Genomic DNA, 20000 nt, shown 5'->3' with positions numbered 1-20000 from the left:
GGCATCCGGCAAGCGCGTGATAACCCCAACCCAAAGCAATTGACGCTTAAACGAATGCGTCGATAAGATTCGATCTGCATCGGCGCGGGTCCGTCCCCGTCATGCCAATCACAAGGGGTCGGTCTATCGTGAAGTCGAAGTCCTGCGCAGTGATTACCGGCATCGCCAACCACGGCCCGTGCGCAGTTCGCGCCGCGCGCCGCCCGGCCCCCATCCTTCCATCGTCGTAAGCAGCAACGCCATGCCCCGGAACCCCTTGGGGCCGGGGCCCTGTCACTTCTGTCGCGCGATCCGCGCACCACACGGAGCATGAGGGCTATGCGTACTTTTCCCCACTTCAAGCAGGCGGCGCTGGCCGCTGCCGTGGCCGCCTCGCTGGCCTTCAGCGCCGGCGCAGCCGCCAAAACGCTGCACTGGTCGTATCAGGGCGACGCCACGTCGATGGATCCGATGGCCCTGAACGAGACCTTCACGCTGGGTTTCCAGGGCAACATCTACGAAACGCTGGCCGGCTATGACGGCAACCTGAAACTCACGCCGCTGCTCGCCGAAAGCTGGGAGAACCCCGAGCCCACCAAATGGGTCTTCAAGCTGCGCAAGGATGTGAAGTTCCACGACGGCTCGCCGTTCACCGCCGACGACGTGATCTTCTCGTGGAAGCGCAGCCTGACGCCCGGCTCGGACATGAAGGGCTACGGCGCCAAGGCCAGCGACATCAAGAAGGTGGACGACTACACCATCGAAGTCATCACGCCCACGCCCAACCCCATCCTGCCGCGCGAATGGGTGTTCCTGTACATCATGAGCAAGAACTGGGCGGAAAAGAACAAGACCACCGAGGCCACCAACGTCAAGGGCGACAACCAGGGCAACTACGCCAACCTGCACGCCAACGGCACCGGCCCGTTCATGCTGACCGAACGCCAGCCCGACGTGAAGACGGTGCTCAAGCGCTACGGCGGCTACTGGAACAAGAACATCAAGACCAACATCGACGAGGTCATCTTCCAGCCGATCACGCAGGAAGCCACGCGCGTGGCCGCACTGATCTCGGGCGAGATGGACGTCGTGCAGCCCGTCCCGGTGCAGGACTGGAAGCGCCTGGAAGACGCCAAGGGCGTCAAGCCGCTGACCGCGCCCGAAGCCCGCGCCATCTTCATCGGCATGGACCAGGACCGCGACGAGCTGCTGTTCTCCGACGTGAAGGGCAAGAACCCGTTCAAGGACGTGCGCGTGCGCGAGGCGGTCGTGCTGGCCGTGGACACCAAGGCCATCAACGAGAAGATCATGCGCGGCGCGGCCAAGCCGCTGGGCTCGCTGATCGCCACGTCGATCAACGGCTACGACGAATCGTTCGGCGCGCCGTACAAGCCTGATCCGGAGCGCGCCAAGAAGCTGTTGGCCGAAGCCGGCTACCCCAAGGGCTTCACCGTGACGATGGACTGCCCGAACGACCGCTACGTCAACGACGAAAAGGTCTGCCAGGCCGTGGCCGGCATGCTGGCGCGCGTGGGCATCAAGATCAACCTGCTGGCGCAGACCAAGTCCAAGTACTTCGGCAAGATCCTGCTGCAGGCCGGCAACCAGACCAGCATGTACATGCTGGGTTGGACGCCCAGCTCCACCGACGCGCACAACACGCTGCTGAACCTGACCTCGTGCCGCGACGCCAAGACGGCCGCGGGCCAGTTCAACCTGGGCGGCTACTGCAACAAGAAGGTGGACGAGCTGACCAACAAGATCGGCGTCGAAACCGATCAGGCCAAGCGCAACGCGATGATCAAGGAAGCCTTCGGCATCGTGCGCAGCGACTTCGGCTACCTGCCGCTGCACCAACAGCCCATGTCTTGGGGCGTGAAGGAAAACGTCACCGTCACCCAGCGCGCCGACGACGTGCTGGACCTGCGCGACGTCGTGCTGCCGTAAGCGGCGCGTGATGCAACCCCGGGCGGCACACGCCGCCCGGACGCGCCCGGCCCAGCCCCCATTTCTGCGCGGCGCGCGGAACGCGGCCCGGCGCCGTCCGAACCAGAGGGCTTCCTGACATGCTTTCCTTTATTGCGCAGCGGCTGTTTCAGTCGGTGCTCGTGATGTTGACGGTGGCGCTGATTGCGTTCTCGATGTTCCGCTACGTGGGCGACCCGGTCGCCAGCATGGTCGGCCAGGACACGACGCCCGAACAGCGCGCCCAGTTGCGCGAACAGCTCGGCCTGGATGATCCCTTCGTCGTGCAGTACGCGCATTTCGTCATCAATGCAGTGCAGGGCGACTTCGGCATGTCGTACCGGCACCGCCGCCCGGTCAGCGACCTGCTCGAAGAGCGCATGCCCGCCACGCTGGAACTGTCGTTCGTGTCCGCCGTCATGGCGCTGGCGCTCGGCATCCCCATGGGCATCTACACCGCGCTCAAGCGCCACGGCGTGCTGTCCAAGGCCTTCATGGCGATCTCGCTGGCAGGCATCTCGCTGCCCACGTTCCTCATCGGCATCCTGCTCATCCTGTTCTTCGGCGTTCAGCTGCGATGGCTGCCCAGCTTCGGGCGCGGCGACGTGGTTAGCCTGGGATGGTGGACCACGGGCTTTCTCACCAAGTCAGGTTGGCTGGCGCTCATCATGCCCGCCATCACGCTGGCGCTCTTTCAGATGACTCTCATCATGCGCCTGGTGCGTGCCGAGATGCTGGAAGTGCTGCGCGCCGACTTCATCAAATTCGCGCGCGCACGCGGCCTGCCTGAACGGCTGATCAATTTCCGCCATGCGCTCAAGAACACGATGGTGCCCGTCATCACCATCACGGGGCTGCAGCTGGGCTCCATCATCGCGTTCGCCATCATCACCGAGACGGTGTTCCAGTGGCCCGGCATGGGTCTGCTGTTCATCCAGGCCATCAGCATGGTGGACATCCCGGTCATGGCCGCGTATCTCGTTCTGATCGCCTTCATGTTCGTGGTGATCAACCTGGTCGTCGACCTGCTGTACTTCGCCGTGGACCCGCGTCTACGCGTGCAGAGCAAATAAAGGATTCATCGCATGATTGCTCGCATCGCTCCCTTCTTCACACGCGCCGCCGACAGCGACCTGTGGCACAGCTTCAAACGCTCGCCCGGCGCGATCATCGCCGCGATCGTCACGCTGGTCATCGTGCTCGGCGCGCTGTTCGCGCCGGTCGTCGCGCCGCACAATCCGTTCGATCTCGCGTCCTTGAGCATCATGGACGCCAACACGCCGCCGGCCTGGGAAGAGGGCGGCAGCCCGGATTTCCTGCTCGGCACGGACGACCAGGGCCGCGACATCCTGTCGGCCGTCATGTACGGCTCGCGCGTGTCGCTGCTGGTCGGCTTTGCCTCGGTGCTGTTCTCGATGGTGCTGGGCGTGACGCTCGGGCTCATCAGCGGCTATGCGGGCGGGCGCGTCGACAGCTTCATCATGCGTATCGCCGACGTGCAGCTCTCGTTTCCGGCGATCCTGGTCGCGCTGCTGATCGACGGCGTCGCGCGCGGTTTGTTGCCGCGCGACATGCACGATCAGCTCGCGCTCTACGTGCTGATCTTCGCCATCGGCATTTCCGGCTGGGTGCAGTACGCGCGCACGGTGCGCGGCTCGACGCTGGTCGAACGCAACAAGGAATACGTGCAGGCGGCCAAGCTGATCGGCATCGGCCCGATCACCATCCTGCGCCGCCACATCCTGCCCAACGTCATGGGGCCGGTGCTGGTCATCGCCACCATCCACCTGGCGATCGCCATCATCACCGAGGCCACGCTGTCGTTTCTGGGCGTGGGCGTGCCGCCCACCGCGCCGTCGCTCGGCACGTTGATCCGCATCGGCAACAGCTATCTGTTTTCAGGCATGTGGTGGATCTCGATCTTCCCCGGCATCGCGCTGGTGGCGTTGGTGCTGTCGGTCAACCTGCTGGGCGACTGGCTGCGCGACGCGCTCAACCCCAAGCTGCGCTGAGGACGTCATGGCCCTGCTGAACATTGAAGACATCCGCATTGAATTTCCTAGCCGCCGCGGCACGCTGGTGGCGGTGGACGGCGTAACCCTGTCGCTGGAAAAAGGCGAGATCCTGGGCGTGGTGGGCGAATCCGGCGCGGGAAAGTCCACCATCGGCAACGCCGTCATCGGCCTCTTGGAAGCACCCGGGCGCCTGGCCGGCGGATCGGTGCTGCTCAACGGCGAACGCATCGACACACTTACGCCCGCGCAAAAGCGCAAAGTGCGCGGCCGGCGCATCGGCATGATCTTCCAGGATCCGCTGACGTCGCTCGACCCGCTGCAGACCGTCGAAAGCCAGCTTGTCGAAACGATGCTGGTGCATCTGGACCTGACGCATGACGCGGCCAAGAAACGCGCCGTGCAGCTGCTGGCGCAGGTCGGCATCGACCAGCCCGAACTGCGCGTCCAGCAATACCCTCACCAGTTCTCCGGCGGCATGCGGCAGCGCGTGGTGATCGCGCTGGCGCTGTGCTGCGAACCTGAAGTCATCATCGCCGACGAGCCCACCACCGCGCTCGACGTGTCGATCCAGGCGCAGATCCTGGACCTGCTTAGAAAGCTGTGCCGCGAAGAGCAGGTGGGCATGATCATCATCACGCACGACATGGGCGTGATTGCGGATGTGACCGACCGCGTGGCGGTGCTGTATCGCGGCAAGCTGGTCGAGCAAGGCCCCACCGCCAAGATCCTGGGCGACCCCGACCACGCCTACACACGCAGCCTGATCTCGGCCGTGCCGCGTCCGGACATCAAGCTCAAGCGCTTTCCGCTGGTGACTTACATCGAATCCGTGCGCACGCCCGCGCAGCCGCTGGACCTGGCCACGCACTGGCTGGGGCAGCGCCGCGACTTCGGCAAGCGCACCGAAGGCCCACTGGTGCAGGCGCGCGATCTGTCCATGCGATTCGTGCTCAAGAGCGCGTTCTTCAAGCGCAACCAGCGCACGCTGGACGCGGTCAAGCGCGTGAACCTGTCCATCGGCGAAGGCGAGGTCTTTGGCCTGGTCGGCGAATCGGGTTCGGGCAAATCGACCGTGGCGCGGCTGATATCTGGGCTTTACACGCCAAGCGAAGGCTCCGTCACCTTTGGCGGCACGGACCTCACGGCGCTCAAGGGCGAGAAGGAACTCAACCCGTTCCGCCGTCAGATCCAGATGATCTTCCAGGATCCGTTCTCGTCGCTGAACCCGCGCATGCGGGTGCTGGACATCGTGGCCGAGCCGATCCGCTTCCACAAGCTGGCCGCGAGCGAGGCGGAGACGCGCCGCATCGTGGCCGACCTGCTCGACGTGGTGGGCCTTGCCGACCGTGCCGCCGAACGCTTCCCGCACGAGTTCTCGGGCGGCCAACGGCAGCGCATCTGCATCGCGCGGGCACTGGCCACGCGACCGCGCTTCCTGATCTGCGACGAGCCCACCTCGGCGCTGGACGTATCCATCCAGGCGCAGATCCTGAACCTGCTCAAGGACCTGCAGGAAGAGCTTGGCCTGACCATGCTCTTCATCAGCCACGACCTGCCGGTGATCCGCCAGATGTGTGACCGCGTCGGCGTGATGCGCCACGGCGAACTGCTGGAAGTGGCCGACACCGAAACCCTGTTCGAACACCCGCAGCATCCCTACAGCCAACATCTGCTCGGCCTGATGCCTCGCCTGCAATCCATGTCCCGCGAAGGGCTGGACGTGGTGGGCTGAGACCGCGCGCCAACGGAGTCCACTCACATGAGCGAGTCACGGCAAACCCTCTTCATCGGCGGCAAGGTATTCGACGGCGAGGGACGAACCTTGCCCAACCACGGCGTGCTGGTCGAGGGCGCGCGCGTGGCCCGCGTGGCGCCTGCAGGCGAATTTTCGGGCTACGCGGGTGCAAGGGTCGACACCACCGGCATGACGCTCATGCCCAGCCTGGCCGATTGCCACGTCCATCTGGTCTACACGGGCGGCGCGGACCCCAATGCGCAATTGAGCAAGCAGGGCCCGGCGCAGATCACGCTGACCGCGCTGGAGAACGCACAGGCCAGCCTGCGTGGCGGCGTCACGGCGCTGCGCGACTGCGGCGGCAAGGACTATCTGGAATTCGGCGTGCGCGACGCCATCGCGCGCGGCGTGTTTCCCGGCCCCACCATCAAGGCCTCAGGCCGCATCATCTGCATGACGGGCGGCCACGGCAACCGCATCGGCCGCGTGGCCGACGGTTGCGAGGAAGTGGTCAAGGCCGTGCGCGAACAGGTTCACGCCGGCTGCGACCTGGTCAAGATCATGGCCACGGGCGGCGTCATGACGCCGGGCGTCAGCCCCATGGATGCGCACTACAGCTTTGACGAAATGAAGGCGGGCGTGCACGAGGCCAAGCGCTTTCGCAAAAGCACCGCCAGCCACGCGCAAGGCACGCAAGGCATCCTGAACGCGGTGCGCGCCGGCATCGATTCGATCGAGCACGGCATCTTCATGGACGACGACTGCCTGCGCGAAATGCTGGAAGCCGAGACCTATCTGGTGCCGACCATCGCCGCCGTGCGCAACATCATCGCCAACGCCGACAACGGCATACCCGCCTACGCGGTAGAGAAGGCCCGCGCGGTGGAACAGCGCCATCGCGAGTCGTTCCAGATGTACTACAAGGCCGGCGGCCGGATCGCGCTGGGCACCGACGCAGGCACGCCGTTCAACCTGCACGGCGAGAACGCCATGGAACTGGCGTACATGGTGGAGTTCGGCATGACGCCGGTCGACGCGCTGATCGCCGGCACGTCACGCGGCCATGACCTGATGGGCATGACCGACCACGGCGTGATTGCAGAGGGCAAGGTGGCCGACCTGCTGCTGGTGCAGGGCGACCCGGCTGAAGACATCATGAAGGCCGCCGATAAACGCTTTCACGTCGCCGTGCTGCGCAACGGCGAACTTGCGGCGGGGGCCTTGCCGTTCTGAATGTCAGGGCACCGGCGCGGCGCCCGGCGAATTGCGCATGAACATCTGGCTCAGGAAGATCTCGACGGGGATGCGCTTGCCGTTGATGCCGACTTGGCCCTCCTGGTAATCCGCCTCGAACTGGATCACGCCGTCCTCGATACGGGCCCAGCTCGATGCGGCGACCAGCCCCCGCACCCCCGCGGCTTCCCGCTCGGCCGCAGACCGGGCTGCTTCACGCGTGGCGCCCTTCAGTTCCGCCCGCGCCGCGATCACATCGGCCAGGTTCTCCGGCGACAGCTTCAGCCGCACGCTCAGGTTGCGCACGACCTCCTTGGCGATGGCGATGGGGTCGTATTTCCAGAATGACGGTGAATCCAGGCCGATGTCCAGGCTGAGCGACGACGTGCCACGAGCCGTATCGACCTGCAGCGTCGACAGCGTGAAGCTGGGACGGGCCAGGAGGAATTTCAACAGGTGAGACGCGGCAAGCATCTCCTCGCCGGGAGGAAGCTCGCCTTTTTTCAGGCGTGACGGCGCGCTTGTGGTGGCGTCCTGAAATGCCTTGAGCGACGCCACATCCATATCCTTGCCGCTCGCCACCATCCGCAGCTTGGCCACGTGCAGGGCGCGCACGCTGATGCTGCCGACATCGAGCGCCATTTTGCCGGTCATGCGCTCGGGGGTGCCTTCCGAACCCAGCGTCAGCGCAATGTCCTTCAGGCCCAGCGGCAGCTTGTCCATATTGGACGCCCATTGCTTGACCGTCAGCGTTGAGCTGCTCGTGGAGGATTCCGCGGTACCGGACAATTCATGCGACACCGCCAGATCGTCGAGTGTCAGCGTGTTGGGATTGCCCCTGATCACTTCGGTCAGCGAGGCCTTGTTGACGGCGAGTGACACCATGTCGTGCGTGCCGTCGCCGGCATGTTTGACCTGCATCTGCAAGCCCGAGAAGTCGAACGTGATCGGAGCGCCGGCATACTTCACCGGCGCCAGCGCCAGATCGCCCGAGAAGTCGCGGTCATACGCGATCAGGAAGTTCGCCGTCAGCGGCGCCGACCCGCCCGCGGCCGCAAACCAGGCGGCTGCGTCGGGGGTCTCCGTCATGTGCAACCGGCCCGCCGCCATCACGGGCGCAAAAGCGCCAGACGCAAGCCGAGTGGCGGGGAACGGACCGTGTTCAATCTTGCTCGTGAACGCGAATGCCTTCTCGGCCGGCTTGCGGCCAGACTGCACCGTGACCTTCACACCAAACCGCGCATCGGACGAAAACACGCCGCGTTCGAACGATTGCAGTTCGAGCGTCACGGGCACGCCAAGCTTCGCACTCAGGCGCTGCGCCTCTGCGTTCAACGTCTGCACGTCCTGCGCCAGCCGGGCTTCGATCTGCTTGCCGGTGTACCACGCCGTGCCGACCCACGCCGCAGCCACCACCGCCACCAACACGCCACCCGCCACGATCCACTTGTTCATGATGCCTATGTCCGTTTGAGATACGCCGTGATTGCCGCGCCCGGCGATGATAAAGAAAAACGGGCTGTCACATGGACAGCCCGTCGCAGGCGACGCCGAGAAGATCGCGGCGTGCCAATCGTGTTGCGGCAGCTTAGCGCATGCCGCCCAACACGCCGCCCATCGCCATCATCAGGAACTGCTGCAGCGGCATCTTCTTGCCGTTGAAGTCGACCTGGCCGTCGGCGTAGTTCAGGTAGGAGACGATGTTGTTGTTTTCGATCTTGCCCAGGCCCATTGCCGAGGCCATGGTGCCGACCATTTCAACCTGACCCTTGGCGGTCTGCACAGCCTGTTCGGCCGCTACACCGCGCATTTGCGGTTCGATGGCCATCAGGTCCGTCAGGTTGCCCTTGGACAGCACGAGCTTGGCATCCAGCTTCTTCAGGGCCTGCAACGCCATGTCGGAGGCATCGCCTTCCAGTGCGGCCGGTTTGACCAGCGCCATGTTCAGGTTGAACGTCGACGTGCCGTTGGCGGTGCGCACTTCCAGCGGGGACACGGCCAGCGTCGGGTTGCCAGCCAGCAGTTGCTCGAAGTTGGCCTTGAGCAAGGCCTTTTCTTCGTCCGTGAATTGCGGCGTCTGCTCTTCGCCCTTGCTTTGCAGCATGCGGCGCGAGCCGGCCTCATAGACGTCGTTCAGCGACTTCAGCGCCTTGGAGTCCAGGTTCTGCGCGTCGATGACCAGCTTCATGCCGGCCATGTCCTTGGCCTGCACGTTGATCATGCCGAAGTCCACGGCCATTTTGGCGCCCATGGCGGGACCGTTCTCGGTCATGTCCACGGCGATCGACGTGTCCTTGAGCTGGACGGGCGGCTTTTCGCGGGACGTGATCGTCCAATCCTTGAACGTCACCTTCTGGCTGCCCACGTACATGTCGTTGGCAGCCGGCTTCAGGTCGCTGACCAGGGTGATGCCCTTGACCGCCATGGCGGTGATGTCGCTGTTGTCGGACGGACCCGACATTTCCAGGCTGTCGACGGCCACATCGAAGATGCCGCGCTTGGTGGAAGTGGCGTAATCAAAGTCGCCCTTCATGCCCGAGAACACGAACTTGGTGGTTTCCTTGGCGACTTCGACCGGGGCCAGGTTGAACTTGCCGCTGATGTCCTTGCCGTAGCTGACGCTGTAGTGGCCCGACAGCGGCACGGCGCCATTGGCGGCGGCGAACCACTCGTTGACGGTGGGCGTCTCTTCAAGCGCGAAGTCGCTGGCCACCATGGCCGGCATGAACTTGCCCACCTTCAGGTTGGAGAACGGCAGGGGGCCGTGGCTCAGGTGTTCGATGAAGACCACGTCGCGTGCTTGCGCGGGCTTGCCTTCGGCGGCGGGCGTGGTGAACTTGATGCGGTAGCGGGATGTCGAGGTGAAGACGCCGCGGTCAAACGAGACCAGCTCGGCGACGGCGTTGATGCCCCACTTGTCGGAGGCCTTCTTGAGCTCGACGTTCGAGTCCTCGATGGCCTGCTTGACGAATGCTTCGGCCTTTTGGCCCGTGTACCAGGCCGTGCCGGTCCAGACCGCGCCCAGCGCGACGACGATGCCAACTATTGCCGATTTCTTCATTGCATCCCTTTTATTTTGAATAGATGAAAGCCGACGGATTATAGGGAGGGCCGACTAGGGAAAACACTTATTTTGTTCGAAATTAATACAAAATATTGCTGAATGATTCTATAGAGACGTTTGGGGCGCTTGCTGCGCCGCCACATCAGCTACAATCCGTTCCGTGCGCCAAGCCAATCTGCGCACGTCCGCTCGGCCCTTCGCCGCCAAGCTTCGCCCTGATGGGCGCTTCCCCTTTTCTCCTTATTCGACCGCCTGGATTGGAGTCTCTCAAATAGAGCGACAGGCTGCCGCTGGAGCTGTTTTGACTACCAATTCCCCTTTCGCCGACCTCGGGCTGGCTGATTCGCTGTTGCGCGCCATTGCCGACACCGGCTACACCGCGCCCACCCCTATTCAAGCCCAGGCCATTCCGCAGGTGCTGAAAGGCGGCGACCTGCTCGCTGCCGCTCAGACCGGCACCGGCAAGACCGCCGGCTTCACGCTGCCGATCCTGCACCTGTTGTCGCAGAAAAAGCCCGAGGCCCGCAAGCCCGGCCGCCCCCGTTGCCTGATCCTGACCCCGACGCGTGAACTGACCGCGCAGGTCGCCGAATCGGTGCAAACCTATGGCAAGTACACCTCGCTGACGTCCATGGTGATGTTTGGCGGCGTCAATATCAACCCCCAGATCTCCGCGCTGCGCAAGCCGCTGGACATCCTGGTCGCCACCCCCGGCCGCCTGCTGGACCATTGCGGCCAGAAGACGGTGGACCTGTCGGGCGTCGAAATCCTGGTGCTGGACGAAGCCGACCGCATGCTGGACATGGGCTTCATCCGCGACATCCGCAAGATCCTCGCGCTGCTGCCCAAGCAACGCCAGAACCTGCTGTTCTCGGCCACGTTCTCCGACGAGATCCGCACGCTGGCGCGCGGCGTGCTGAACAATCCGGGCGAAGTCTCGGTCACCCCGCGCAACACCGCCACCGAGCTGGTCACACAGACGGTGCACATCGTCGAGCAGCATCACAAGCGCGACCTGATCAGCCACATCATCCGTGAAAGCGGCTGGCACCAGGTGCTGGTCTTCACGCGCACCAAGCACGGCGCCAACCGCCTGGCCGAGAAGCTCGTGAAGGACGGTCTGACCGCCGCCGCCATCCACGGCAACAAGAGCCAATCGGCCCGCACGCGCGCGCTGGCCGGCTTCAAGGACAGCACCGTGACCGTGCTGGTCGCCACCGACATCGCCGCCCGTGGCCTGGACATCGACCAGTTGCCGCAGGTCGTGAACTTCGAGCTGCCCAACGTCCCGGAAGACTACGTCCACCGCATCGGCCGCACGGGCCGCGCGGGCGCCACGGGTGCCGCGGTCTCGCTGGTCGACAACAGCGAAATCAAGCTGCTCAAGGACATCGAGCGCCTCATCAAGAAGACGATCGAACGCAAGCCGGTGGAAGGCTGGACGCCTCCCGCCACCAGCGCAGCCGCGTTCGAACGCCAGGAGCGCGACGAAGACTCGCGCAGCATGCGCGGCGGTCCCCGCAATGGCGGCCGCGGCGGCAACGGCGGCTCGGGCCGCTCCTCGCGTCCCGCCCAAGGCCAGCCGCGCGCAGCGGCAGGCGGCCGTGCCCCCGCACCGGCCCGCGCCGGCGAAGGCCGTGGCAACGGCGGTTCGCGCGATGGCAAGCCCGCAGACCGTCCGGCGCACGCTGGCCGCAACGAGGGCCGTCCGCAGCAGAACCGCCGTCCCGAAGGGTCGTCGCGTCCGTCCGGCAATGCCGGTTCCGGCCGCCCGTCCGAAGGACGCTCCGGCCAGGGTCGCCCGGCTGGCGCGCCGCGCGCCGCGTTGCTGAGCAAGTAATATCTCCCGCAACCCCGATACTGCGACCCACGGACCCGCGCCATCATGCCCTTATCCACCTGGTTGACGTTCTTCCTGGCCTCCTGGGCCATTTCGTTCTCACCGGGCGCGGGCGCCATTTCGGCCATGTCGTCCGGCCTGAAATACGGCTTTGCGCGCGGCTACTGGAACACGGCAGGCCTGATCATGGGCATCCTGTTCCAGTTCGTCGTGGTCGCCGTGGGGTTGGGCGCTGTGCTGGCGACGTCGGAAATGGCGTTCAACGTGGTCAAGTATCTGGGCGTTGCCTACCTGATTTACCTGGGCGTGCGCCAGATCCGCACCGACGCCGCGCCGGTCGCGGTGGACGCCGGGGATCCCCGGCAGGCGTCCATCCGGGACCTGGTCCTGCGCGGTTTTCTGATCAACACCATGAACCCCAAGGGCACCGTGTTCCTTCTGGCCGTGGTGCCGCAGTTCGTGGATCCGGCGCTGTCGCTGACGCCGCAGTACGCGGCATTGGCGGCCACGCTGGCGTTCACCGACCTGGTGGCGATGGGCGTGTACACGCTGCTGGCGGCGCGCGTATTGCGCCTCCTGCGCGACGCCAAGCACATCCGCTGGATGAACCGCACCTTCGGGTCGCTCTTCATTCTGGCGGGCGTGTTCCTGGCGACCTTCCGCCGCCACAACTGAATCAAAAAGCGTGGGGCACGGGCCGGCAACGGCGCGTGCCCCACATGTTTTCGTGCACGACACCGGACCGCACCGGCCTGAAAAGCGGCGTTAAGTAGAATCCTCCGATCATGAGCATTTCCAACGAAGTCGCACGGCGCCGTACGTTCGCCATCATTTCCCACCCTGACGCGGGCAAGACCACGCTGACGGAAAAGCTGCTGCTGTTCGCAGGCGCCATTCAGATCGCCGGCAGCGTCAAGGCGCGCAAGGCGTCGCGCCATGCCTCGTCCGACTGGATGGAAATCGAAAAGCAGCGCGGCATCTCGGTGGCGTCCTCGGTGATGCAGATGGAGTACCGCGACTGCGTCATCAACCTGCTCGACACTCCGGGCCACCAGGACTTCTCCGAAGACACGTACCGCGTGCTGACGGCGGTCGACGCCGCGCTGATGGTGATCGACGCGGCCAACGGCGTCGAGCCGCAGACCATCCGCCTCCTGCAGGTCTGCCGCGCGCGCAACACGCCGATCATCACGTTCATCAACAAGATGGACCGCGAAGTGCGCGAGCCCCTGGAACTCCTGTCCGAGATCGAAGGGCACCTGGGCATGGACGCCGTGCCGTTCTCGTGGCCGGTGGGCATGGGCAAGTCGTTTGGCGGCGTGTTCGACATCCGCCGCGACCGCATGCGCGTCTTCCGCCCGGGCCAGGAACGCCGTTCCGACAACGACGACTTCATCGAAGGCCTGACCAACCCCGAGATCGCCAAGCGCTTCGGCGGGGCGTTCGACCAGGCCAGCGGCGAGATCGAGCTCATCAACGAAGCCGCGCCCGCGTTCGACCGCGACCAGTTCCTGGCCGGTAAGCAGACGCCCGTTTTCTTCGGCTCGGCCATCAACAACTTCGGCGTGCAGGAAGTGCTGGACGCCCTGGTCGATCAGGCGCCGCCCCCGGGCGCGCGCATGGCCCTGCAACGCGAAGTGAAGCCGGAAGAACCCAAGTTCACCGGCGTGGTGTTCAAGGTGCAGGCCAACATGGACCCCGCCCACCGCGACCGCGTCGCCTTCGTGCGCGTGAGCTCCGGCCGTTTCGAGCGCGGCATGCGCCTGAAGGTGGCGCGCACCAACAAGGAAATGCGCCCCAACAACGTGGTGTCCTTCCTGTCGCAACGCCGGGAACTGCTGGACGAAGCCTATGCCGGCGACGTCATCGGCATCCCGAACCATGGCGTGCTGCAACTGGGCGACGTGCTGACCGAAGGCGAAACCCTGCAGTTCACCGGCCTGCCGTTCTTCGCGCCGGAACTGTTCCAGGCGGTCGAAGTGAAAGACCCCCTGCGCACGAAACAATTGCGCACCGGCCTCACCCAATTGGGCGAGGAAGGGGCCATTCAAGTGTTCCGTCCCGAGGTCGCGGGCGGCTCGCTGCTGCTGGGCGCGGTCGGCCAGCTGCAGTTCGAAGTGGTCGCGCATCGCCTGAAGACGGAGTACGGCGTGGATGCCCGGATGCTGCCTTCGCGCTACACAATGGCACGTTGGATTACGTCTGAAAACCCCAAGGCGCTGCGCAAGTTCATGGATGCCAATGCCGCCCATATCGCCTATGATGTGGTCGATGCTGCGGCGTTTTTGATCGGTTCTCCCGCGCAGTTGCGCGTCGCCGAGGAACTGTATCCCGATGTGAAATTCCACGCCATGCGGGAGCACGGCGGCAAGGTTTTCGGAGACAAGGCGTAGACCCGTTCGGGTTCCGCACGGCAGATTGAGGGTAGCAATGTCTTGGCGTTTTTTATTCGCAACGCTCCTGATCGCGCTCGGCGCGTCGGCATGGGGCGGAATTCAACTGGGTGACTGGCTGGTGGCGCATGCGCCCGCGGCCGCGCCCGCTCCTGGGCAGGACGCAGCCGCGTCCCAGCAGCCCGTACTGGACGCCAATGGCCGTCCGTACGTGGCGCAACCGCCGCAGCCGCGCATCGACGGCACGTTGGGCGTGCCCGACAAACCGTCCGATCGCGAATGGCAGGTCAACACGGTGTCGCTGTTCGACACCGTCAGCGATCCCGCCGTCCAGATCTCGCGTGAACGCATCAGCCCCGAACAGGCGCGCGAAATCGCCGCCTCGTCGCAGGTGCCGCTGCCGTCGGGCAATTCCGATGTCAGCACGATGGACCTGCTGGTGCCCGGCACGTCGACTGCCATCAACGGTGGCGTAGCCGCTGGCGGCAGCTACGGCACGCCGCAGATGGTGCAGGCGCCCCCGCCGCCCCCCAACACCGCGCCGGCACCCGGCGCGCAGGGCTGGCAGGATGCGCTGCGGCGCGAACTGGCCCAATGCGCCACGCAAGGCTTCTTCGAACGCCCCTCGTGTTCCTGGAATGCGCGCAACAAGTACTGCGCGCCTAACCGCGCCTGGGGCACGATGGCCGAATGCCCGGCCCGTCCGCAGTAAGACGTTTGCAATAAGAACGTCACATCGCCACCTGCACGCGCAGGTGCAAGGCAAAGAAATGGCGCCCCGCGGGGCGCCATTTCTTTTGCAGCCAACAGCCTTATTCGGGCACGGACATCTGGCTTTGCAGGTAGTTCTGGATGCCGACCTTGTCGATCAGGTCGATCTGCGTTTCCAGGTAGTCGATGTGCTCTTCGGTGTCGTCCAGGATGTCCTGGAACAGATCGCGCGACACGTAGTCACGCACCGATTCGCAATACGCAATGGCTTCCTTGACGGTCGCTTGAGCGGCCGTTTCGAGCTTCAGGTCACAGGCCAGCAGTTCGGGCACGTCTTCGCCGATCAGCAGCTTGTGCAGGTCTTGCAGGTTGGGCAGGCCGTCCAGCATGAAGATGCGGGCGATCAGACGATCGGCGTGCTTCATTTCGCCGATGGATTCTTCGTACTCGTGCTTGCCCAGCTTGTCGAAGCCCCAATGGTTCAGCATGCGGGCATGCAGGAAATATTGGTTGATGGCCGTCAGTTCGTTGGTCAGTTGCTTGTTGAGAAACTGGATGACGGTTTTATCGCCTTTCATGATGGACTCCTTGCAGTCAGGCGCGACGCGAGCGCATCGCGACAAAGGAGCGCACGATGCCGCGCGTACGCAACCCATGCAGACTACCATTGGCCGCAGGGCCGCGACTACCCTTGCGCTGCATTTGGTAAACGGCTTTAGGAGCGCAACAAGAAAGCGACAAGCTAATGAGAATGAGTATGTGTGCGTGATGCCTTGCATGCTTGGCGACGCAACGGCGCGGGCTGCGGACGCGAGTCGCGCTGAAACGGCTTCGCGATTGCCCGCATTTGTGTTCCGCTCGCGCCCTTGCGCCGCGCCGTTCTGCACTGCAAACGCGTCAAGCCCGCTCGTTGCATATCAGCAACCGCAGCAGGGCGTGTTGAGCATCCTCAACTCAAGCCGTACGCCGCGTCGCAAGCCAGATGCCGAATGCGATGGGCACGATGCCCAACAGATCCAGCCACGAAACGGGCTCGCGCAACACCACCCAGCCAAACAACAGGCCAAGCGGCGGCATCAGAAAATGCAGCGCGCTGGCCGACGTGGCGCTGGCGCGGCCCAGGATCATGAACCACAAGTAATACCCGCCCATCGACACCGCGACGATCATGTAGGCCATGCTCCAGATCAGGCTGGACGTCAGGCGCGCATCGCCAAGGCTTTCGGTGGCCAGCGCGAACGGCAGCAATGCCGCGGCGCCTGCCAGCGACTGGATGCCGGTCGAGGTCCAAAGACCGGAGGTGGGCTTGAGCATCTTGTAGAGCAGGGTGCCGGCCACCAGCGCCACCAGGCCGCCGGTCACGAGCAGCGTGCCGTGCAGGTCTTCCTGCATGCCTGTCAGCCGCGATCGCAACACCAGCGCGACACCCGCCAGCCCGAGGCACAACCCGAGCAGCTTGCGCCAGCTCAGCCGCTCGCCCAGCAGCGGGCCGGCCAGCACCCCGATGAGTAGCGGGTTGGTGCTGATGAGCACGGCCGTGAATGCGGACGACACGGTGGTCATGCCCGACCAGCTCAAGCCCAGATACAGCGCGTTGTTGAGCACGCCCAGCAGGATCAGCGCGGCCAAGTCGCGCCCGGAAGGCAGCTTCCAGCGTCCGCTGGCCGCCGCCACCCCCAGCATCAGCGCGCCCGCAATCAGAAAGCGGATGGTCAGCAACGTGAGCGGCGGGCAGTCGCGTACCGCGATCTTTGCGGCGGCAAACGCAGAGCTCCACAGGAAACAGAACGCGGCGATCGGCGCCAGGCTGATGCCAGGGCTGTCATGGGCGGGCAAAGCGGAGGCAGGGGTGGAAAGCGCCTTCATGGAGGGTCCGGCAACGTAGGCTGCAACCGCGATCGCGGCGGGATGGAGGCATTCTGCTCGCCAGCCCATCCAGTGACAAACGCTTTGTTCGGATCGAACCCTTTCGGATCGAACCCCTGCACCGCAGTCCGTCCACGGTCAGCCAGCAGATCCGCAGTCGAAATTGGCGCTAGGCGTGGCCGGCCACGCGCGCGAACCGGCGCGTCAGCTGGTGATGGATATCAGGGAGTTCTGCGAGAAGGAAATGACGCGGCTCGCCGCATGAAGGCAGCGAGCCGGAAGTGACACCAATGCTCAGGCGATGGCGACCAGCGGAATCGGGAAGCTGCTGTTGGCAGCCGGCGTAGCCGATTCGACGAGGGCGGGAGCATTGACCGGAACTGCGATGGAGCGCACGTCGCACACGCTGGAGCAGCGGCCGCCCGGCAGGTATTCGGCGGCGGTTGCCGCGCAGCAGCCGCAGCACGTGGCCACGCCCAGCTCGAACTGCAGGTCGGATAGCGTCGACGCGCCCGCGTCCACGCTGGCGCGGACTTGGCGTTCGGTGATGGCATTACATACGCAAATGTACATGCGAATGATTATCGAAAATTATTCAAGCCCTGGCAAGTCCCGCGCGCAAATAATTTTGCAACCGAAATGTCACGCAAGCCATTGAAAACAGGGACAAATTTGCCGAAACATGTCCCTTATTTCAGCGGGCGGCGGCTTGCGCCTTGCGCAGCGCGGCCGGGGCAATCCGCAGCGCTTCGCGGTACTTTGCCACCGTCCGACGGGCGATCACTATCCCCTGATCGGCCAGTTTTTGCATGATCTGGCTGTCCGACAACGGCTTGGCGCGATTTTCGTCGGCCACCATCTGGCGGATGTAGGTCTGCACCGCCGTTGCCGACGTGGCGTCGCCGCCTTCGGTCGAAACCCCCGTGCCAAAGAAGCGCTTAAGCTCCAGCGTGCCAAACGGAGTGAGCATGTACTTCTGTGTTGTGGCGCGTGAAATGGTCGACTCGTGCAATCCCAGTTCGCCGGCGATGTCTTTCAGGATGAGCGGCCGCATGGCCGCCGGGCCCTGGCTGAAGAATGCCGTCTGGCGTTCGACGATGGCCTGCGACACACGCAGGATGGTGTCAAAACGCTGCTCCACATTCCGGATCATCCATTTGGCCTGCTGCAGTTGGGCCTGCAGCCCGGCGTGCGCGGACTCCTTCTGATTGCTGAGCATCTGCGCGTACAGGCCGTTGACTTGCAGCCGCGGCACCGCGGCGCTGTTGAGCGTGGCCTGCCAGCCGCGCCGGGTTTTGCGCACGATGACGTCCGGCACCGCGTACTCGGCCGCCGGCACCGTCCATGCCCGCCCGGGCCGGGGCTCCAGGCGCAGGATCAGCGAATGCGCCGCGCGAAACGTGGGCTCGTCGCAGCCGAGCGCCGCACAAAGGCGCACGGCGTTGCCGGTCGCGAGCAGGGGCAGGTGCTCGGCGCAGATACGCCGGGCACAGGCCAGCACGGCGGGGTCAGCGGCCTCGGGCAACCGGGTGAGGTCGGGATTGCGCAACTGAAGGTGCAAGCAGTCAGCCATGTCGCGCGCGCCAATGCCGGCGGGATCAAACGACTGCAGCAGCGACAACGCCGCCCGCAGCTCGTCCATGTCGGGCTCCATTTCGGCAGGGAGCCAGCCCAGGATTTCGTCCAGCGGCGATCCGAGATAGCCGTTTTCGTCCAGTTCGTCGATCAACAGGGACGCCAGCGCGACATCGCGCGGGGCCGCCCGGGTCAAGGCAAGCTGGCCCAGCAGGTGCTCGCGCAAGGTGTCCGGACGCGCCGCCTCGGGCAGGCTGGCGTCGTCATCGGGGTACACGCCGCCCGAACCCGGCATTTCGTCGATGGGCGTCTCGCGCTCGGCCGCCGGCTCGTCGTCCTGCACGGAGGATTCGCGCTCGGACTCGGACCGCGACTCCGCCTCGGCCGACGACGGCTCGTCCTCCCGATCCAGCAGGGGATTTTCGGCCAGCACTTGCGAGATTTCCGCTTCAAGGTCGAGCGTCGACAGCTGCAGCAACCGGATCGATTGCTGAAGTTGTGGGGTCAGCGTCAGGTGCTGGCCAGGCCGCAGTTCTAAAATTGGACGGGTCATAGGTACAATATTTTGCATGATGAATCTGACTTCGCCCGCAAGCGTTCGCCAGGACTGCCGACTGATCGGCCAGACCCTGCTCAAACTGGCGCTTCCCCGACTCGTATTGCGCGCGATCGTCATCGCTGTCGCGATCGTTCTCTGGTATCTGGTTGCCTCCTGGATACTCGATTTCGGCAAGCGCATGAACTACGACTTCCTGCACACGCTGGGCCAGCCCACCCAGGACATGGCGCAGCGCATCAACCCCTACCTCTGGTGGGTGGTTGCCGGCATCTGGACCCTGATCGTCTTCTTCTCGGTGCGCGCCTGGTTCTACGCCAGCCTCGCCTCGGGCGCCGCGACGCCGGTCGGCACGGATACGCTGGCCGAACTGGCCCCCAATCTGTCCGAGGAATCGCTGGGCGTGCTGCGCTGGACGTGGGGAGACCGGCAGGAACCCTTCACCGTCGGCGACCTGCGCCGCTCGTTGTCCGAATTGCGCCACAACCGCATCGGCAAGATCGACATGGTGGCCGAGCAGGCCCGGATCCTGGAAGCGGGCGCCAACCGCCCCAGCCGCGATCCGCGCGACGACGGCCGTCGTGACGACCGCCGCACCGACGCCCCGCGCGAGCCGCGCTACGTCGAGCCCCGCATCGGCCCGGCCCGCTAGGCCGCGCCCAGCACTGAAACAAGGCCGCCGCAAGGCGGCCTTTCCATTTCAAAAGGCCTGCCGGACGGCAAACGGAAAGACCGCAATCCGATCTGTCCCTTGCTCTTTCCGTTTGCGCTTCCCGAAAAAGTGTGTTTGACTAGCACCCCATGGCCGCTTACCGCACCCCCCTCGCGATTGCCACCGGACGCTCCGCCGCTCCGGTCGCCGGCCTGCGCGCTCAAACCGCCTTCATCGCGCTATCGCTATTGCTACCGATCGGTTGCCGGGCCTAGTGTCCCCGTGGTAGCTCGGCAGCCACGTTTGCCACACGCGATTTCCCCCTTTTATCTCTGAATCCTGCCGGCCATCCCGGCAAACCCTGGCACAAGACCGTCATCCGGTTGCGATGCCGACGAGCGCAAGACGCGCCGGGA

General features: G+C 64.8%; 16 protein-coding genes. 10 read left to right on the top strand and 6 right to left on the bottom strand.

What is annotated here, in order from left to right; translation table 11 throughout:
* The first annotated feature begins 318 nt into the window (after positions 1 to 318).
* The 5 genes from CLM73_RS00740 (at position 319) to CLM73_RS00720 (ending at position 6927) form a co-directional block, all read left to right on the top strand.
* Entirely contained in the window at positions 319 to 1926 is a 1608-nt protein-coding gene (locus tag CLM73_RS00740) for an ABC transporter substrate-binding protein (protein ID WP_105236904.1), read from the top strand.
* 119 nt (positions 1927 to 2045) lie between these two features.
* Complete coding sequence (locus tag CLM73_RS00735; protein WP_056565682.1) at positions 2046 to 3017, top strand: ABC transporter permease; 972 nt, start codon at positions 2046 to 2048, stop codon at positions 3015 to 3017.
* Between the two features lie 12 nt (positions 3018 to 3029).
* The gene (locus tag CLM73_RS00730; RefSeq protein ID WP_105236903.1) at positions 3030 to 3956 is read left to right on the top strand and encodes an ABC transporter permease; all 927 of its coding nucleotides are present in this window, start codon (positions 3030 to 3032) and stop codon (positions 3954 to 3956) included.
* A 7-nt stretch (positions 3957 to 3963) separates the two neighbouring features.
* Positions 3964 to 5691 carry a dipeptide ABC transporter ATP-binding protein gene (locus CLM73_RS00725; protein WP_105236902.1) on the top strand — a complete coding sequence of 576 codons (1728 nt, stop codon included), beginning with the start codon at positions 3964 to 3966 and terminating at the stop codon, positions 5689 to 5691.
* Between the two features lie 27 nt (positions 5692 to 5718).
* A complete protein-coding gene (locus CLM73_RS00720) occupies positions 5719 to 6927 on the top strand; it encodes a metal-dependent hydrolase family protein (RefSeq protein WP_105236901.1) in 1209 nt (402 codons plus the stop codon).
* A 3-nt stretch (positions 6928 to 6930) separates the two neighbouring features.
* Here the strand turns inward: CLM73_RS00720 and CLM73_RS00715 are convergent, their stop codons facing one another.
* Entirely contained in the window at positions 6931 to 8382 is a 1452-nt protein-coding gene (locus CLM73_RS00715) for a YdgA family protein (RefSeq protein WP_105236900.1), read from the bottom strand.
* 133 nt (positions 8383 to 8515) lie between these two features.
* Positions 8516 to 9988 carry a YdgA family protein gene (locus CLM73_RS00710; protein WP_105236899.1) on the bottom strand — a complete coding sequence of 491 codons (1473 nt, stop codon included), beginning with the start codon at positions 9986 to 9988 and terminating at the stop codon, positions 8516 to 8518.
* A 304-nt stretch (positions 9989 to 10292) separates the two neighbouring features.
* Between CLM73_RS00710 and CLM73_RS00705 the strand changes: the two genes are divergently transcribed.
* The 4 genes from CLM73_RS00705 to CLM73_RS00690 all read left to right on the top strand — a co-directional run bounded on the left by CLM73_RS00705 (position 10293) and on the right by CLM73_RS00690 (position 14936).
* Entirely contained in the window at positions 10293 to 11831 is a 1539-nt protein-coding gene (locus CLM73_RS00705) for a DEAD/DEAH box helicase (protein WP_199778225.1), read from the top strand.
* Between the two features lie 45 nt (positions 11832 to 11876).
* Positions 11877 to 12506, top strand: a complete 630-nt coding sequence (locus tag CLM73_RS00700; RefSeq protein WP_056565698.1) for a LysE family translocator — start codon at positions 11877 to 11879, stop codon at positions 12504 to 12506.
* Positions 12507 to 12616: 110 nt separating this feature from the next.
* Positions 12617 to 14224, top strand: coding sequence for a peptide chain release factor 3 (locus CLM73_RS00695; protein ID WP_056565700.1), 1608 nt, complete (start codon positions 12617 to 12619; stop codon positions 14222 to 14224).
* Between the two features lie 37 nt (positions 14225 to 14261).
* Positions 14262 to 14936 (top strand): hypothetical protein, encoded by a 675-nt coding sequence (locus CLM73_RS00690; protein ID WP_105236898.1) that lies wholly within the window; start codon positions 14262 to 14264, stop codon positions 14934 to 14936.
* A 100-nt stretch (positions 14937 to 15036) separates the two neighbouring features.
* On the opposite strand, the gene bfr is transcribed toward CLM73_RS00690, so the two are convergent.
* From bfr to rpoN, 4 genes are all read right to left on the bottom strand, one after another.
* Entirely contained in the window at positions 15037 to 15513 is a 477-nt protein-coding gene (gene bfr / locus CLM73_RS00685; protein WP_056327755.1) for a bacterioferritin, read from the bottom strand.
* A gap of 376 nt (positions 15514 to 15889) precedes the next feature.
* The gene (locus CLM73_RS00680) at positions 15890 to 16801 is read right to left on the bottom strand and encodes a DMT family transporter (RefSeq protein WP_105236897.1); all 912 of its coding nucleotides are present in this window, start codon (positions 16799 to 16801) and stop codon (positions 15890 to 15892) included.
* 294 nt (positions 16802 to 17095) lie between these two features.
* Positions 17096 to 17374 (bottom strand): (2Fe-2S)-binding protein, encoded by a 279-nt coding sequence (locus CLM73_RS00670; RefSeq protein ID WP_105236896.1) that lies wholly within the window; start codon positions 17372 to 17374, stop codon positions 17096 to 17098.
* 121 nt (positions 17375 to 17495) lie between these two features.
* Positions 17496 to 18947 carry an RNA polymerase factor sigma-54 gene (gene rpoN / locus CLM73_RS00665; protein ID WP_105236895.1) on the bottom strand — a complete coding sequence of 484 codons (1452 nt, stop codon included), beginning with the start codon at positions 18945 to 18947 and terminating at the stop codon, positions 17496 to 17498.
* Between rpoN and CLM73_RS00660 the strand changes: the two genes are divergently transcribed.
* Entirely contained in the window at positions 18946 to 19584 is a 639-nt protein-coding gene (locus CLM73_RS00660; protein WP_105236894.1) for a hypothetical protein, read from the top strand. The genes rpoN and CLM73_RS00660 overlap by 2 nt on opposite strands.
* The last annotated feature ends 416 nt before the right edge of the window (positions 19585 to 20000 follow it).

Source organism: Achromobacter spanius, assembly GCF_002966795.1.
In the GTDB taxonomy this organism is placed as follows: domain Bacteria; phylum Pseudomonadota; class Gammaproteobacteria; order Burkholderiales; family Burkholderiaceae_B; genus Achromobacter; species Achromobacter spanius_D.
Note: the sequence above shows the minus strand (reverse complement) of the source record. Positions and strands in the feature narration are given on the sequence as shown.